The 16,736-nt window shown below is 61.2% G+C and carries 13 protein-coding genes; 9 read left to right on the top strand and 4 right to left on the bottom strand.

Features of this window, described 5'->3' with window-relative positions; translation table 11 throughout:
• Positions 1 to 118: 118 nt before the first annotated feature.
• A complete protein-coding gene (locus tag CPA54_RS07455) occupies positions 119 to 1,399 on the bottom strand; it encodes a YncE family protein (protein WP_227449731.1) in 1,281 nt (426 codons plus the stop codon).
• Positions 1,396 to 2,286: a creatininase family protein gene (locus CPA54_RS07450; protein WP_408902150.1), complete on the bottom strand. Its 891-nt coding sequence runs from the start codon at positions 2,284 to 2,286 to the stop codon at positions 1,396 to 1,398. Before CPA54_RS07450 ends, CPA54_RS07455 begins: the two co-directional genes overlap by 4 nt.
• Positions 2,287 to 2,416: 130 nt before the next feature.
• On the opposite strand from CPA54_RS07450, the gene CPA54_RS07445 reads away from it, so the two are divergent.
• Positions 2,417 to 2,971, top strand: a complete 555-nt coding sequence (locus tag CPA54_RS07445) for a DUF2721 domain-containing protein (protein ID WP_227431483.1) — start codon at positions 2,417 to 2,419, stop codon at positions 2,969 to 2,971.
• On the opposite strand, the gene pstS is transcribed toward CPA54_RS07445, so the two are convergent.
• A complete protein-coding gene (pstS, locus tag CPA54_RS07440; protein ID WP_408902149.1) occupies positions 2,922 to 3,980 on the bottom strand; it encodes a phosphate ABC transporter substrate-binding protein PstS in 1,059 nt (352 codons plus the stop codon). The two genes, CPA54_RS07445 and pstS, sit on opposite strands and share 50 nt — an antisense overlap.
• Positions 3,981 to 4,269: 289 nt before the next feature.
• On the opposite strand from pstS, the gene CPA54_RS07435 reads away from it, so the two are divergent.
• From CPA54_RS07435 to CPA54_RS07405, 7 genes are all read left to right on the top strand, one after another.
• Positions 4,270 to 5,910: a hypothetical protein gene (locus tag CPA54_RS07435; protein ID WP_249085977.1), complete on the top strand. Its 1,641-nt coding sequence runs from the start codon at positions 4,270 to 4,272 to the stop codon at positions 5,908 to 5,910.
• An 88-nt stretch (positions 5,911 to 5,998) separates the two neighbouring features.
• Positions 5,999 to 7,345, top strand: coding sequence for a UDP-glucose/GDP-mannose dehydrogenase family protein (locus CPA54_RS07430; protein ID WP_192848704.1), 1,347 nt, complete (start codon positions 5,999 to 6,001; stop codon positions 7,343 to 7,345).
• Positions 7,346 to 7,498: 153 nt separating this feature from the next.
• Complete coding sequence (locus CPA54_RS07425) at positions 7,499 to 8,629, top strand: hypothetical protein (protein WP_249085975.1); 1,131 nt, start codon at positions 7,499 to 7,501, stop codon at positions 8,627 to 8,629.
• 25 nt (positions 8,630 to 8,654) lie between these two features.
• Positions 8,655 to 9,440, top strand: a complete 786-nt coding sequence (locus tag CPA54_RS07420; RefSeq protein ID WP_043559016.1) for an ABC transporter permease — start codon at positions 8,655 to 8,657, stop codon at positions 9,438 to 9,440.
• Positions 9,440 to 10,276: an ABC transporter ATP-binding protein gene (locus CPA54_RS07415; protein ID WP_249086038.1), complete on the top strand. Its 837-nt coding sequence runs from the start codon at positions 9,440 to 9,442 to the stop codon at positions 10,274 to 10,276. The genes CPA54_RS07420 and CPA54_RS07415 overlap by 1 nt, the downstream gene beginning before the upstream one ends.
• Before the next feature lies 1 nt (position 10,277).
• Complete coding sequence (radA, locus tag CPA54_RS07410; RefSeq protein WP_043559018.1) at positions 10,278 to 11,684, top strand: DNA repair protein RadA; 1,407 nt, start codon at positions 10,278 to 10,280, stop codon at positions 11,682 to 11,684.
• An 83-nt stretch (positions 11,685 to 11,767) separates the two neighbouring features.
• Positions 11,768 to 12,760: an MIP/aquaporin family protein gene (locus CPA54_RS07405; protein WP_081562395.1), complete on the top strand. Its 993-nt coding sequence runs from the start codon at positions 11,768 to 11,770 to the stop codon at positions 12,758 to 12,760.
• 33 nt (positions 12,761 to 12,793) lie between these two features.
• On the opposite strand, the gene CPA54_RS07400 is transcribed toward CPA54_RS07405, so the two are convergent.
• Positions 12,794 to 13,405 (bottom strand): YigZ family protein, encoded by a 612-nt coding sequence (locus tag CPA54_RS07400; protein WP_249086035.1) that lies wholly within the window; start codon positions 13,403 to 13,405, stop codon positions 12,794 to 12,796.
• A gap of 342 nt (positions 13,406 to 13,747) precedes the next feature.
• On the opposite strand from CPA54_RS07400, the gene CPA54_RS07395 reads away from it, so the two are divergent.
• On the top strand, positions 13,748 to 16,336 hold the full coding sequence (locus tag CPA54_RS07395; protein ID WP_086431646.1) for an MMPL family transporter: 2,589 nt from the start codon (positions 13,748 to 13,750) through the stop codon (positions 16,334 to 16,336).
• Positions 16,337 to 16,736: the final 400 nt, after the last annotated feature.

Raw genomic sequence — 16,736 nt, 5'->3', positions numbered from 1 at the left:
ATTAACTTTACGGAAACCATTTTCTCCTCCCCCTCCGCAGCCAGACACAAAAAAAGGAGGCCAAAGCCTCCTTTTCCTGAAAAAGCCCCATGAGAGGGAGTAACCCCTGTCTGGTTTCTCAGCGCATGATGCCCGTATGGCCAATGCTGTAGCGACCCGGCTGGGGCCAGACTGTCAGACCATGCGGTTCTGCCCCGACAGGAATCTGTTTCATGGCACCGCTTTCCGTATCAATGGCATAGACGACATCATCAAAACGGCCGGAGAGCCAGAGTGTTCTGCCATCCGCACTGACATTGCCCATGTCCGGGCTGCCACCACCGGGAATAGGCCAGGTCTTCAACACCTTGTCCGTTGCCATATCCACGACGGACACACTGCCCTTGCTGTGGCGTGGCCCATGCACCATGTGGGACCCACGGTTGGCAACATAAAGCAGCTTTGCATCACGGCTCGGATACAGCCCATGCGTCCCCAGCCCCGTGGGAATGAAACCCGTCTCCCTGAAGCTGTCGCCATCAATGATGAACACGCCATCAGCATGCATGTCGGCTACATAGAATTTATGCCCATCCGGTGCGGCGAGAACATCCTGCGGCATCCCCCCCTTGGAGAGTTTCAGCATCCCCAGAAGGGTACGGTTGACCGTATCCACCTTGGCCAGATAGCGCCCGAATTCGCAGGTGAAGATCGCATAACGCCCATCTGCCGAGAAGGCAGCATGATTGATGCCCTCACAGAGCGGAGCCTCGACAGACCCTTTCAGCACCATGCTGTGCGGATCACGGAAATCCAGACGGCGATGGGCTTCTGCCACAACGATGGCATTCTGCCCGTCCGGTGTGAAATACATATTGTAGGGGTCATCCACGGCAATGGCCTTGCCGGGCTTGCCTGTCAGCGGGTCGATCGGTGTCAGGGAGCCATCCGTGTGGCCCTCGCTGTTGTTGGTCACCCACAGGGTCCGCAGGTCCCATGAGGGGACGACGTGCTGGGGGGACCGCCCCACCGGGAACGTATCCACGACCTTGTAGGTCTTCGGGTCGATCACGGAGACACTGTTGCCACGCAGGTTGGGCACATAGATCCGCTCCAGATCATGCGCCACGACGGGGGACAGTTTGTCCGGGCCGCTGGCTTCACTGTAAATGTTGTGAATGTCCGGCACGGGCGGCATGCCCGGAATGGTCTGTACGACCAGCGCCTGCTCCGTCACGGCACCAGATGGTGCAGGTGGCGCCTTTGCCGTGGCGGATGGATCACCATCCGGAAAAGGCTTTGGCGAATCGGCAGCAATCGGTTCATCCTGCGGGTCAGGATGGTTGGCCGTCTGCTGGGCCTGCGCTGCCCCCGCAGCCAGTAATGCCCCCATTGCCAGAAACGAAATTTTGAGCCTCATGGGTGTCTCCTGTTGAAAGACGAAATGGCCTCAACGGCGGCCTGCACCTGCATGGCTGTGCCGACCCGGCCAAGTTCAGCCGTTGCCTGCCGCGGGTCACCACCATAGACACCATCGGCAGAATCCGGTTTTCCAGCCTGCCTCAGAAGCCCCTCCCGCACAAGGGACGGATCCACGGCCAACATGAGGGATGTATCGCTTATGTCGGCATGTTTCCCCAAAGCCACACCATGGCCCTGTCGGCGCAGGTAATCTGCGTACTGTCCGGCCACGACGTCATAATAGGCTCCGACATACAGCACCCTTGCCGCCCCTTCACCAGCCCAGCGCCTGTTCAGCCTCTGTGCCAGGGCAGCCAGCTGGGCCTGATAACCGCCATGGTCCCCCAGCAGCACAATGGTGGTGAAGCCCTGCGCCCTTAGGCTTTCCGCCGCTCCTTCCACCAGCCCGGCAAAAACGGCTGGTGAAATGGAGAGTGTCCCGGCAAACCGCATGTGGCCTGTGCGGGGCCGGGTCGAGCCTTCCGGCACATAGGCCAGCACGGGGGCCACCAGGGTTTGCCCTACCCTGCGGGCAATCCTGTCCGCCAGAACACGGGCCCGCACATCATGCTTGCCTACTGCCATGTAAGGCCCGCTCTGCTCCGTACCACCAACCGGGATAATGACCGTTCTGGTCCCGGCTTTAAGGCCGGCGTCAATCTCCGTCCAGCTCTGGCAGGCCAGCTCCACCTGCCGGACCGCAGGCGGACAGGCCGGAGACACCCCCTCCGGCTCTTCTGCCATGGCCGAAGCCACCAGCCCGGCCAGGCAGGCCAGCAGGACCAGCGGTCGCAACCGGGACCAGCACGGATACCCGGCCACCACCTTCACAGTTCTGTTGCTCATCCAGCGCCCCTTGTGCATTATCACCCCACCCCCATGGCCCCGGTGTTCCGGATACGGGTCCTGCACAGGCCCATGGCCTGAGCGGACTTCATCCGGCATACTGTCCCGGCGTACAACCACCAGAACCGTCATGACCGTGCCCCTGCTGAACACCCTGCCCTTTCTTACCCAGATGAACAATATCGACGACGCCGCCCACATCATCCAGATGGCCCTGACCCCCGTCTTCATGCTCTCCGGCATCGGCACGCTGATCAACATCTTCAATACAAGGCTGGCCCGTGTCTCGGACCATCTGGACAATGTCAACCGTCTGCTGGCCGCCCCTCCTTCCGAGCAGGACCACCAGTACAGCTACGACACGCCGCAACGGCTGAAAACCCGCCAGAAACGCCTGACACGCCGCATTGTCGTGCTGGACCTTGCCATTATCCTCAACGGGCTGGGCGGGGCCATGACCTGTGGTGCGGCCATCGCCCTCTTTGTCGGCTCACTGGGAGATGCCACGACATCACTCTGGCTGCTGGCCCTCTTCGGCACTGCACTGGGCTGCACCGTGGCAGCCCTGCTGGCCTTTCTGGCCGATACGCTCCTCAGCTGGCATGGCCTGCGGCATGAAGGGCAGGTCTCCCTGCTTACTTCCCTGCTGCGCTCGAAGGCCAGCCACGCAAAACGGCATCACTGACCGAAGTTGGCAGCCCCACATAGCCCAGCCGGGCATTGATCTCTGCCCCATGGGCAAACCCCCAGCTGAAGAAGCGCTTCACACCCTGCCCCTCGGGCCGGTCCACGGCATCTTCCGGCACCAGAACATAGGTGGCTGACACGATGGGCCAACTCTCCGCCCCGGGCTGGTCCAGCAGATTGACGGCAAAATGGTCCTCCGCTTTCCATTCCGCTGCGGAAGCAGCGTCAATGAAGCCCTTCAGGGATGGCAGCACGAACCGCCCATCATGATTCTTCATCTGCACGATGCCCAGATGGTTCTGTGCGGCGTAGGCATATTCCACATAGCCGATGCTCCCTTCCGTCTGACGGACAAGGGCGGCAATGCCGTCATTGCCCCGTGCTCCAGCACCGCCAGCCCACTCCACAAGGGTCCCTGCGCCGATACGGGCCTCCCACTCCGGTGATGTCCGGGAAAGGTAGGATGTGAACACATAGGTCGTCCCGGCACCATCGGCCCGATGCACGGCCACAACTCCCATATCCGGCAACGTCACCCCGGGATTGAGAGCCTGGATGCGGGGGTCGTCCCAATCCGTGATGCGACCATCATACAGGGCTGCCAGTGTCGGACCGTCCAGCCGCAATGCCCCGGCGGGAACACCGGGCAGATTGACCACCAGCACCACACCACTCATGACGGTCGGAAACTGGTAGAGGTGCGTCTCTGCCAGACGGTTCGGGCTCATCGGCTTGTCGGATGCTCCAAAATCCACCGTACGTTCCACGACCTGATCCTGCCCGGCGCTGGAACCGACCGTCTGATAATTGACCTGAAGCCCTGCCTGTTCTCCCGCCGGAACGCTCCAGCTCTGATAGACGGGGGCAGCAAAGCTGGACCCTGCGCCCGTTATCTCCACATCCTCCGCACGGGCCACCCCGGCCAGGGCTGACGAAATGGGCAGCACCAGCATGAAGGCCCTGCCGCAGTTCTTCCAGCGGAGAAGACGTTTATCTGTCGGACGCATAAATCCCTCGGCACACGCAATGATCACCTGTCTGCCGTTATAGCTTCGCCGACGCTTCAGACAATAAAAATATACCAGAAGACAAAGAAAAGTCTTTTTTGACACAAAAAAATGAGTAAATAGACATGAAGGCATGTGATGACTGCGGGAGATTTTCGTGAAACTGACAAAAAAATGTAATATAAATCCCTTTCATTACAGTTTTATGACAGTAATATTTCTGTCATACAGTGCATCACACTTCGCATCATCTGCCCATGCCGCCGGCACCAATGATGCAATTGCCCTGATGGAAAAACAGATACACGCCATGCAGGCCCAGCTCGAAGCCATGAAGCAGAAACAGGCTGCCGAGAATCGGCGTGTCCGTGCTGAACTGGCCCGCCAGAGAGAACTGATTGAGGCCGACCCTTATGCCCCCCGGGAAAGGCTGCTTGGCCCGGCAGCCGCAGCGGGGCATCTGGCGTCCTCCCGGACCAGGCATGACGATGTATTCGGCCTTGGTGACAATGCCATCCTGCCCCCTTCCCGCACGGCCGGTACCCCCTATGGCGAGCTGACAGCCATTCCACCCGCCCATCCAGACCTTTACAGCCCGCTGCGCCGGGGGCAGCTCCAGATTGGCGGTATCCGCCTGACTCTGGGGGGATATCTGGAGGCCGCAGGCGTCTGGCGCTCCCGCAACAGTGCTGCCGATATTGCCAGTGCCTATAACGGCATTCCCTGGCATAACCAGCCTGCCTCCCACATGAGCGAATTCCACCAGACAGAGCGGCAGAGCCGACTGGCCCTGCTGGCAGAAGGGATGCTGACCCGGAAACTGGTAGCCGATGCCTATGTGGAGACGGATTTCCAGGGTTCCGGCTCATCATCCAACTCCCGCCAGTCAAACTCCTACGTCCTGCGTGCCCGTGTCGTTTATGGTGAACTGAAGAACCACGAAGATGGCTGGTACCTGCTGGGTGGGCAGAGCTGGTCTCTCATCACGCTCTACAACAAGGGCCTGCTGGCCCGTGACGAACAGACCCCCATGGTCATCGAGGCCCAATACGTCCCCGGCTTCAACTGGACACGCAACGCCCAGTTCCGTGCTGTCAAAACCTTCGGCAAGGAGGAACGTTACGCTGCCGGCCTGTCCATCGAAAACCCCAGTGCCGTCCCGGCTGGTGTATCTCCCTGCTCCAACGCTGCCAGACACTGCACCACGACCGACCGGCTGACCGGCACGAACGTCAACAACCCTTCCACCTACTACACGACCGACCCGGCACCGGACCTCATCGCCAAGATCGCTGCCGACCCCGGCTGGGGCCATTACGAACTTACTGGCGTCATGCGCTTCTTCCGGGACCGGACCAGCACGCTGGGAGGAGGAAGCAACCATACCCGCATCGCCGGTGGAGGCGGGGGCGGCATGGTCCTGCCCCTCATCAACAGGAAACTGTATTTCCAGGCCTCCGGCCTTGTCGGCACGGGCCTGGGCCGCTACGGCACGTCCAACATGCCGGATTATACCTACGGGCGTAACGGTGCCGTCACACCTCTGCCGGAAGCCAACCTGCTGCTCGGCCTCTATGGCAACCCTCTCAAGACCCTGAAACTCTATTCCTATGCCGGGGCAGAAACTGTCCTCAGCCGCCGTTCCTTTGATGAAGATGGCAGCCATTACGGCTATGGCAACCGTGGTTTCGACATGCGGGGCTGCTTTACAGAACTCGCCACCAACTGTGCTGCCTCCGGCAACATCCGCACAGTGGCGCAGGCAACCGGGGGGTTCTGGTACACGGCCGCCAAGGGTGATTATGGCACCCTGCTGGTGGGGGGGCAGTATTCCCACACCCATGTGCAGGCCTTCTCCGGCGTGGGGGGCAAACCCAAAAGCGACGCCGACATGGTCCTGATGTCCCTCCGCTACCAGCCCTTCAATTGAGGAGTGATGTGTTTCCCCTAGCCAGCACCGCCTGCACCTGACAGAAACAGAATGATCGTTCCATTCTTTCCAGCCCGAAGGAGACCCCATGCACATCACCATGATTGGCGGCGGTTACGTCGGGCTGGTATCAGGGGCCTGCCTGGCGGCCTTCGGGGCGAATGTAACTGTCATCGAGCATGATCCTGCACGGCTGGACCGCCTGAAAACCGGAACCATGCCCATCTATGAACCCGGGCTTGAAGAGCTGGTTGCCGCACAGCGGCAGGCGGGACGGCTGGCCTTTTCTGGTGATCTGGCCACCGCCCTCCAGAAAAGCCGGGCCGTCTTCATCGCTGTGGGAACACCCACCCGCCGGGGCAGCGGCCATGCTGACCTGAGTTACGTCCATGCCGCCGCACGGGCCATTGCCACCCATGCCCCTGACGGCCTGCTGATCGTCACGAAATCCACCGTCCCGGTCGGGACAGGGCGGCAGGTCGCCGCCATCGTGCGGCAGGCCCGGCCCGACCTGACCTTTCACATCGCCTCCAATCCCGAATTCCTGCGGGAAGGCCACGCCATTGCCGACTTCATGCAGCCGGACCGCGTCATCATCGGGCTGGAAGAACAGCTGGGCGCTCCCTCCACCGCCCGCACCCTGCTGGAAACACTTTACGCCCCCCTGTCCGGGCCAGAGGGCCGTCTGCTCTTCATGGGGCTGGAAAGTGCGGAACTGACAAAATACGCCGCCAATGCTTTCCTCGCCATGAAGGTCACTTTCGCCAACGAGATGGCCGATCTCTGCGAGGCCACGGGCGGGCAGATCACCGACGTGACCCGGGGCATGGGGATGGACCCCCGCATCGGCCCCCATTTTCTCACACCGGGGCCAGGCTATGGTGGTTCCTGCTTCCCCAAAGATACGCAGGCTCTGGCAACCTCCGCACGACAGGCCGGAACCCCCACGCAGCTCATCGAAACCACCATCGCAGCCAATGAGGCCCGCAAACGCCGCCTTGCCGAGCGCATCCTTGCTCTAGCCGGGGGTGACATCACACGCTGTACCATCGCCGTACTGGGGCTCACCTTCAAGGCCCATACGGACGACATGCGGCAGGCCCCAGCCCTGACCATCCTCCCCCTGCTGCACGAGGCCGGTGCCACGCTGCGGGCCCATGACCCGCAGGGCATGGAGACAGCCTGCACCCTGCTGCCAAAAGGCATCACCTACACCGCCACCCCTCTTCAGGCCGCCGAGGGGGCTGACATGCTGCTGGTCCTGACAGAATGGCCCACCTTTGCCGCTCTCACCCCGGACCAGCTCGCCCCCCGGATGCGTGGCAGGCTCGTGCTGGACTACCGGCAGATATGGCGGAAAGATGAATGGCTGGAAGCCGGCTTCCATTATCACTGTCTGGGCAGCGCCCCCCTGCCGCCACATACCTGCCCATAAAGCGGGCTATCCTCATGCGGTCAGGCTGCCTATAATGGTAACCATCAATGACGGAATCATGAACGGGGGCAGGCTGACAGGGCCTGCGCCCTGTCCGTTTCCGCAGGCGGTACAATCCTGCCATCTCTTGTAGCCGGGAGTTCCTGAGTGAACATGCGTAACGTCCAGACCTGTCTTTCCCTGTTGCTCGGGTGCGGCATGTGCCTTGGTGCCATGCTGGGTGGAACCCTGATGGCCAGCAGCGCTCTGGCAGCCGATGTGCGCACTCCCCTCCATGCGGACGAGCTGGACCTCAGCGTGCCCTGTGCGCAGGTCCATATCCGGGCTGATGCCGCCCTGAAAGACAGCGTGGTGGTCGAAGAGGCTACCGGCCTCACCCCGGATATCCAGACAACCCGGGACGGGACGGAAAGCCATATCCGCCTCGCCCTGCACAACTGCCCAAAGGGCGGACGGCTGACCCTGCACCTCTCCAGCGACACGGCGCTGACATTGCATGACAGCCCACAGGCCCACATCATCATCAGTGGCACACTCACCACGCTGGAAAGCAATCTGGATGATGCGTCCCTTCAGGTGGACCGTGTGGAATCGCTGGACATGTCCATCTCCGGCACGACACAGGCCCACATCCACCAGCTGAACCGTGCAGCACAGCTCAATGCCACAGGGGGGAGCCACCTTGAGGTGGATACCGCCCTTCTCTCCGCCTTTTCGGCCCAGATGTCCGACAGCAGCCATCTTTCCATTACCGAAGGGCAGATTGACAGCCTGACACTGAATGCCTCCCAGCAGGCAGATGCCTCCATCATGGCCACGGTCAACAATGCCAGCATCACCACCAGCGATGCTGCCAGCGTCACGCTCAGCAAGGTGACAGGCACCGTGCAGGATGGGGGAACAAAGCACATCACCCACGCCAGCCCGCCAGAGGCCACCCCGACAAAACAGGCCGCAGGACCGGCACCTGCCGCCCAGCCCCCCCAGCCGGATGGCCAGGCACAGGGGCTGAACAATCCTGCCGTTCCCCATGTACCGAAGCAGGCTGCCGGAACATCCACCCCTCCTGCTGGAACAGCAGCCGGACAGACGGCGGGGACACCCGTCCGGCCCGCAGTGCCCGCTGTTGCGCCCCCCGCCACACCGGCAGCAACACCCCCTGCGTCCAGCCCCGTTCCACAGGCCCCCACCCCCGCACCACCGGCATCAGCTACATCCCAGCCTGCCCCACAGGCGCCGCAGGCAGGCACCCCGGCAGGGCCGCAGAACACACCATCGCAGTGACCGGCAGAGAACAAAGGCAGACCGTGTGAGAGCTCTATCCCTTCCCTTCATCTTTCTTGGCCGTGGCATACTGGGAGGCCTGCACCATGCCGGGGCCCTCAGCCTGTTCGCCCTGCGGGGGCTGGGAGGCATTTTCCGCCTGCCCGTTTACGGGCAGGTCATTCTGTCCTGCCTAGTCGAGATCGGCTTTCTCTCGCTACCTGTCGTGGCCCTGACAGCCATATTTTCCGGTGCCGTCATCGCTTTGCAGTCCTATAGCGGCTTCAGCCAGTACCATGCCCAGAATGCCGTCGGTGGCATCGTGGTCATGTCCATCACGAAAGAGCTGGGGCCAGTTCTGGCAGGCCTCATGGTGGCTGGCCGCATCGGGGCAGCCATTGCGGCACAGATCGGCTCCATGAGGGTCACAGACCAGATTGACGCCCTGAACACACTGGCAACCGATCCAATCAAATATCTCGTCACGCCCCGCCTGGTGGCAGGTATCCTGGCCCTGCCGTTCCTCGTCCTGATCGCCGACATCCTGGGCGTTGCCGGGGGCTTCATCGTTGCAGTGGGGAAGCTTGGCTTCAGCCCCGCACTCTACATTCATGCCACCCATGCCTCCCTGCACAGCCATGACGTACTGGTCGGACTGCTGAAGGCGGCTGTCTTTGGATTTCTCATCACCCTGCTGGGCTGTTACGAAGGCTACAACAGCCGGGGTGGAGCCGAGGGTGTCGGCCGGGCGGCGACAGCAACCGTCGTCGCCTCCTCCATCCTGATTCTCGCCTTTGACTACCTGCTGACGGATCTCTTCTTTACCGCATGATGACGTCTTCCTCCTCTTCCCAGACGGCAGCACCGTCTGGCCAGCCCCGCCTCCGCATCCGTGGCCTGAGAAAATCCTTCGGAGACCGGACAATCCTCAACGGGATTGATCTGGATGTGCCAGCCGGGAAATCCACAGTCATCATCGGAGGATCCGGCAACGGAAAATCCCTGCTGTTACGCTGCATCCTGGGATTGATCGAGCCTGATGAAGGCACCATCGAGATTGATGGCGAGAACATCATCGGTGCCTCGCGCAGCCGACGTGAAACCCTGCTGAAACGAATCGGAATGCTGTTCCAGAATGCTGCGCTGTTTGACAGCATGAGCGTGATGGACAACGTCCTTTTCGGTCTCACTGCCAAGAGCCATGGCCGGCGCCGTGATCGGGCCACGCAGGAGAAGGAAGCCCTGCGCCTGCTGGAACAGGTCGGGCTGGGACCGCATGTGGCTCCGCTCAACCCGGCGGAGCTCTCCGGCGGCATGCAGAAACGTGTCGGACTGGCCCGTGCCCTGGCCGGACAACCGGACATCCTCTTCTTCGATGAACCCACGACCGGGCTGGACCCCATCATGTCCGCCGTAATCGATGGTCTCATCAGCAGCTGCGTCACCCAGCGGGGGGCCACGGCGCTGACCATCACCCATGACATGACCTCCGTCACCCGCATCGGCGACCATGCCGCCATGCTCTACGGGGGGAAGATCATCTGGCAGGGGCCGGCCAATACGCTGATGCACAGTGGCAATCCGATTGTCGATCAGTTCACCCACGGGCGGCTGGACGGCCCGATCCCCACCAGTGGCATGACGGCCAACCCTGCGGAAAAACGCTGACATGGCCCGGAAACCTGCCAGCCTGTTCGTCTGCCAGAACTGCCAGGCCCAATACCCCAAATGGACAGGCCGCTGCGAACAGTGCGGCGAGTGGAACACTCTGGAGGAAGAAACCAGAACCGCCACCCCCAGCCGTAGCGCCACCACACGAAAAGGTGCGGGCCTGAAAACGACACGGCTGGATGGCAAGGCCACCCCTCCGGCCCGGCTGGACACGAACATGGCGGAGCTGAACCGGGTGCTGGGCAGCGGGCTTGTGCCCGGCTCGGTCGTGCTGGTGGGCGGAGACCCGGGCATCGGCAAATCCACCCTCATGCTCCAGATGACCTGCGCTCTCGCCAGAGCGCAGCACAATGTCCTCTATGTCTCCGGGGAAGAGGCCATCGACCAGATCCGCCTGCGGGCACGGCGGCTGGAACTGGACCGTGACCCCAAGGCGCTGGACCAGCTGGAGCTGGCCGCCTCCATCAATGTCAATGACATCACGGCCTCGCTGGAAGAAAGACGGGCTTTTCAGGTCGTCGTCATCGACTCCATCCAGACCATGTGGCTGGAAGGCGTGGCCAGTGCCCCCGGCTCGGTCTCGCAGGTCCGCAGCTGTGCCTTCGAGCTGATCCGTCTGGCCAAGACACTGGGGTTTGTCCTCATTCTCATCGGCCATGTCACGAAAGAAGGAGCCCTTGCCGGCCCCCGTGTGCTGGAACATATGGTCGATGCCGTGCTGTATTTTGAAGGTGACCGGGGCCATCAATTCCGCATTCTCCGGGCAGCCAAGAACCGTTTCGGAGCCACGGACGAGATCGGCGTCTTCGCCATGACCGATACCGGCCTGCGGGAAGTACCCAACCCTTCCGCCCTGTTTCTGGCCGAACGGCATGGCAATATTGCCGGTTCTGCCGTTTTTGCCGGGCTGGAGGGAACACGCCCCATCCTGCTGGAGGTGCAGGTCCTGCTTTCTGCCAAAAGTGGTGATGGAGCCGCCCGCCGTGCCGTACTGGGCTGGGACAGCTCCCGACTGAACATGGTTCTGGCCGTGCTGGAGGCGCGCTGCGGACTGAAACTGGGCAGCCTGGATGTCCACCTCAACATCACCGGCGGGCTGAAGGTCACCGAACCGGCTGCCGACCTTGCCGTAGCCGCAGCCCTGATCTCCGCCGCCACGGGCCAGCCCACTGCCCCTGATGAAGCCTATTTTGGCGAGATCGGTCTTTCCGGAGAAGTCCGGCAGGTCAGCCAGACAGGCATCAGGCTGAAAGAAATTGCCAAGCTGGGCTTCCGGCAGGCAGTCATCCCCCGCCATGTAGGCACCGCCAACGCCCGCCCCAAAGCCCCTCACGCCCTCACCATTGCTGAAACGGGACATCTGAGCGACCTCGTCCGCCGCTTTTCCCCGGCTGGAAAAGATTAAATCATCTTTATTGTCTTGACCGGCCCGCCAGCAATTCTGAAACATGATGGATAGTTCCTCCATCTGTTCACAAGAGAGGCCGCATGACCATCTCTTCTCCCCCTCCGCAGCCGGACGATAAAAAGCGTTTTGCCGCCCACCACGTCCGCTTTCCCCATATCCACCTGCCTCATATCCGGTTTTCCCACCGGGAACTGGTGGACCGCCCCTTGGCTGGCAAACCTCACCCTGACCAGCCCCTCCACTGGAAACTGTATGCCATGGAGGCCATCGCCACGGCCATCATGCTGACCATCGGCATCAGCACGACCACCATCCTGGCGTCAGACCGGTCCCCCTTTGCGGCCATGCTGGCCCCGCATCCCATCATCCGCTCTGTCCTGATCGGCCTGTTCTTCGGGCTGGCAGGGACAGTCGCCACACTGTCCCCCTTCGGCAAGGTCAGCGGTGCACATCTCAACCCCTCCGTGACGCTGGCCTTCTTCCTGACGAAGAAAATCCGTTGGCCAGATGCGCTGGGTTATCTCGGGGCACAACTTGTCGGGGCCTTCAGCGGGACACTCATTTCCTGCCTGGGGATCAGCCTGCTGCTGCCTTTCTGGCAGCCCATGGTCAGCCAGATCAATTATGCCGGAACATTCCCTTCCAGCAATTACGGCCTCGGCCTTGCCGCCCTGATGGAAGCCATCGCCACGGCGGGACTGATCATGATCATCTATTTCACGGCCTCACGCCCGAAATTGCAGCATCTGACGACATGGATCTGCGCCTTCTATTTTGCCGTCACCAACCCGTTGATCGCCGGGTTCTCCGGCAACAGCACGAATTTCATGCGGACACTGGCCCCCGATACGCTGGCCCATAACCTGCATGGTGTGTGGATCTATCTTGTCGGCCCCTTCATTGGCTCTGCGCTGGCACTCCAGCTTGCCCGCATGCTCTTCTCCATGCATGGGCTGAAAGAGGCCCGGATCGTCAATTTCGGCCATCACGGGCGTGTTCCCCGCTACACGGCACCTGAAGCCACCGGCCCCTCACCGGAAGAGCTCAAACGGCAGGACAGAAAGAAAAACTGACAGAAACGGGAGCGAAAGCAGAAGCCCCGTCTCTTACCCTTCCGGTTCCCCGTCCAGCACCCGGACGGGTTCCTGCCCCCGTGTCAGGTCCCGCAACCAGGCCTCCACGGCCATGCGCTCCTGCACGGGGACAGCCAGCTCCATCGTGGCACCAGCCGCTCCAAAATCGCAGCGCCGTGTTTCCACATTCCAGCCCGGCAGTTTGGCTTCCACCTCAGCAAAAACGGGAAAGGGGCAATGAAAGCCAAGGCGGATACGCTCCACCCGCTCGATCCTGGCGGCCTCCCGCAGGCAGGCCGCTGCCGCACCGCCATAGGCCCGGACCAGACCACCGGCCCCCAGCTTGATGCCTCCAAACCAGCGGGTCACGACCACCATGACCCCGTCAAAGTCCTGCCCTTCTATGGCTGAAAGAATCGGACGGCCCGCCGTACCGGATGGCTCGCCATCGTCACTGACACGATACCGCTCTCCCACACGGAAGGCCCAGCAGTTATGGGTGGCATCCGGCACGGCCACCTCTGCCAGAAAGGCCATCGCTCCTGCCTCGTCCTCCACAGGGGCGGCCAGAGTCCGGAACACGCTATGGCGGATGATGCTTTCATGCTCGGCAATGCCGTCCAATGTCCAGGTCATGCCGCCCATTCTGCCGCAGAATACTCCTGCTGTCAGCCAGAAAGCCTGCACGGGCACAAGAACACCACCACGGACCGGGCAGCCATGAGCCCTCCCCTTCATTCCCTCGCCACCTCATGCAGGGGATAGAAAAAAGCCCCCCTTCAGGCTAGTAATTCCTGTGCGCATGGTATCCGCAGGGATGGTCCCTCCGCCCCGAATGGCCAGAAAACGCCATCCGTCATGCGTCCCGGCAGGGGCCTCCCGGCTGCCCTGCCAGGTTCCTTCCGGTCCGGCCGAGACGCCTTCTGGCCCCGGCCTTTCTGTTATATGCAGGGTGCCTGCACGGTCACAAAGAGGTCAGATTTCCCCATGCTTTCCACTCTGACAAGCCGCCTCAATGCGTTCTGCGGCCGTCATGTCACCCTTGTCCTGACCATCTTCATGCTCCTCTGCGTGGGATCAGCCTGGCTGAGCATGACCCAGCTGGGCATCACGACAGAGACGGACAGGCTGTTTGCCGACACGCTGCCATGGAAGCAGAAAAACCGTCAGATAGAGAGCCTCTTCCCCGGCGAGAAGAACACCCTCGTCGCCATCATCAGCGCTGCCACGCCGGAAGAAGGCCGGGAAACCGCCAATGCCCTTACGGCTGTCCTTTCCCGGGACACGACCCATTTCGACCGGGTGGACCAGCCGGATGCCAACCCTTTCTACACCCGGAATGCCTTCCTCTTCATCGATACGAAGCAGCTGGAACCGCTGATGGATTCCACCATTGCTGCACAGCCCTTCCTTGGCATGTTGGCAGCAGACCCCTCGGCCCGTGGGCTGTTTGGCACATTCAGCCTCATGGCCACGGCCATACGCAGCAATCAGCCCATCCCTGCCAGTTTCAATACCGCTCTTGATGGCCTGACACGGACCCTCAACGATGGTCTTGCTGGCCATGCTGTTCCTCTTTCATGGGAAAAGCTGCTGGCCGGTGGCCTGAGCGACCTAGGCAGCCATTACCAGTTTGTCGTCACCCACCCGAAACCTGACTTCACCTCCTTCGAACCGTCCGAAGCCGCTACGGCGGCCATGCGGACCGCACTGGACAGCCTGCCTACTGTAAAGGCTGGTCGGGCCCATGCGCTCATCACCGGAGAAGCCAAGCTGAGTGATGAGGAATTCTCCACCGTGGCCCAGGGCATGATCATCGGGCTGTTCATCTCCCTCGCCCTTGTCACGCTCTGGCTCCTGCTGGCCGTCCGCTCGCTGCGGGTGGTCATTCCCATCCTCCTCACGCTCATCATCGGACTGCTGCTGACAACCGGCTTTGCCACACTGGCCGTTGGTACCCTCAACATGATCTCCGTGGCCTTTGCCATCCTGTTTGTCGGCATTGCCGTGGATTTTGCCATCCAGTTCGGCGTGCGTTTCCGCTGCCAGAAGGATGAACAGGGGCGGCCTCTCTCCCCCCTCGCCGCACTGGACCGCACAGGCCTGGAAAGTGGCGGCCAAATATTTGTTGCCTCTCTGGCCACCGCAGCGGGCTTTCTTGCCTTCACGCCCACCAATTTTGTCGGCGTGGCCCAGCTGGGGCTGATTGCCGGTGGCGGCATGGTGATCGCTTTCATCTGCACGCTGACGCTGCTGCCTGCCCTGCTGCGATTCTTCCGGGCCATGCCGGGGGACAACCTCCGGGGATTCACCTGTCTTGAACCACTGGACAGGGCCCTGCACCGTTTCCGCCTGCCCGTGCTGGCCATCTTTGCCGTGCTGGGGCTCATCGGAGCCGGGCTGGCGCCATCCCTCATGTTCGATGCCGACCCGCTCCATACCAAAAATCCCAATACGGAAGGCATGAAGGCCCTGAGCCTGCTTGAGGAGAACCCTCTCACCACACCCTACAATGCCCAGGTGCTTGTCCCCGACACGGCAACGGCAGGCCGGCTGGCCGCCGCTCTTGGCAAGCTGGACAGCGTGCATGATGTTCTCTGGCTGGGAGCTCTGGTCCCGGACGATCAGGAAACGAAACTCCAGCTGATTCATGAAGCTGCCGACATCCTGCTGCCCACGCTTTCCGTTGCCCATCCGGCACCGCCCCCCTCGGCAGCGGACCTCCGGGCAGCAGCTCTCAAAGCGGCACATGATTTTGATGGGCTGGATGACAGGCTTTCCCCTTCCCTGAAAGCCCTTCATGCAGCGCTGGAACACCTCTCCACAGCACCCGATGCCACGCTGATGGCCACCAATGAAGCCCTGACACGTTTCCTGCCGGGAGAGCTGAGCCAGCTGAAGGCGCTGCTCGCCCCGTCCCCCATCACCCTTGATACCATCCCCAAAGACATACGCAGCGACTATATTGCCTCCACAGGGGCTTACCGGCTGATCATCCACCCCAATGGGCGCATGTCCGAAACGAAAACACTCCACCATTTCGTGCATGAGCTGGAAAGCGTAACCCCGGACATCTGCGGCCCTGCGCTGGAGATCATCGCCAGTGCGCAGACCATCACACACGCCTTCATCACGGCGGCCCTGTGTGCCATCGTGGCCATCGCGCTGATCCTCTTCGCCACGCTGCGCCGCCTGCTGGATACGCTGCTTGTCCTGCTTCCGCTGCTGCTTTCCTCCCTGCTGACCGTCATTCTGATCATCACGGTGCCGGAGCAGCTCAATTACGCCAACATCATCGCCCTGCCGCTGCTGCTGGGCGTTGGTGTTTCCTTCAACATCTATTTTGTCATGAACTGGCGTGCGGGCCTTCAGAACCAGCTTTCATCCCCAACAGCCCGGGCCGTGCTGTTTTCTGCCCTGACAACCGGCTCCGCCTTCGGCTCACTGGCAGCTTCAGCCCATCCGGGGACAGCCAGCATGGGCCGGCTGCTGCTGCTCTCTCTTGGCTGTACGCTGGTCTGCACCCTTCTGTTCATCCCGGCCCTGCTACCACGCCACCGAACGACAAAAGACTGACCGACTGAAAGGTGAACAGCCTCACCTTCTGCTGGATCATCCCTGACACCTGCCCATGCTGGCAGATGTCAGGGGCTCACCGTTCCGTGAAAAAAGTCAAGTGCATCTTATATGAAAATCACAGAGAAAAGGAAATCCTATAAATAAATAGGTAATAAATTTCCCCCCTGCCCTTCTTTTTCAGGGCAGGACATCTGATCAACATCAAAGAATAATCCACTGTTTTATAATGATAATCTCAAGAAAAAACCACGGATGGAGCAGGTCCGTTTTTTCCGTCTGAAAGGTTTTTCATGTTATTGTAAAAGGTTTATTCTGTAAGAACCTTTTGCACATTCTTGCCCTAAATCAATGTTGAGGGGCATTTTTTCCCGTCTTCTTCCGCTCAGCAATTCACAGA

The organism is Parasaccharibacter sp. TMW2.1890, from assembly GCF_023337645.1.
In the GTDB taxonomy this organism is placed as follows: Bacteria; Pseudomonadota; Alphaproteobacteria; order Acetobacterales; family Acetobacteraceae; genus Bombella; species Bombella apis.
The sequence above is the reverse complement of the archived record's forward strand: the minus strand, read 5'-3'. Positions and strand labels throughout refer to the sequence as shown.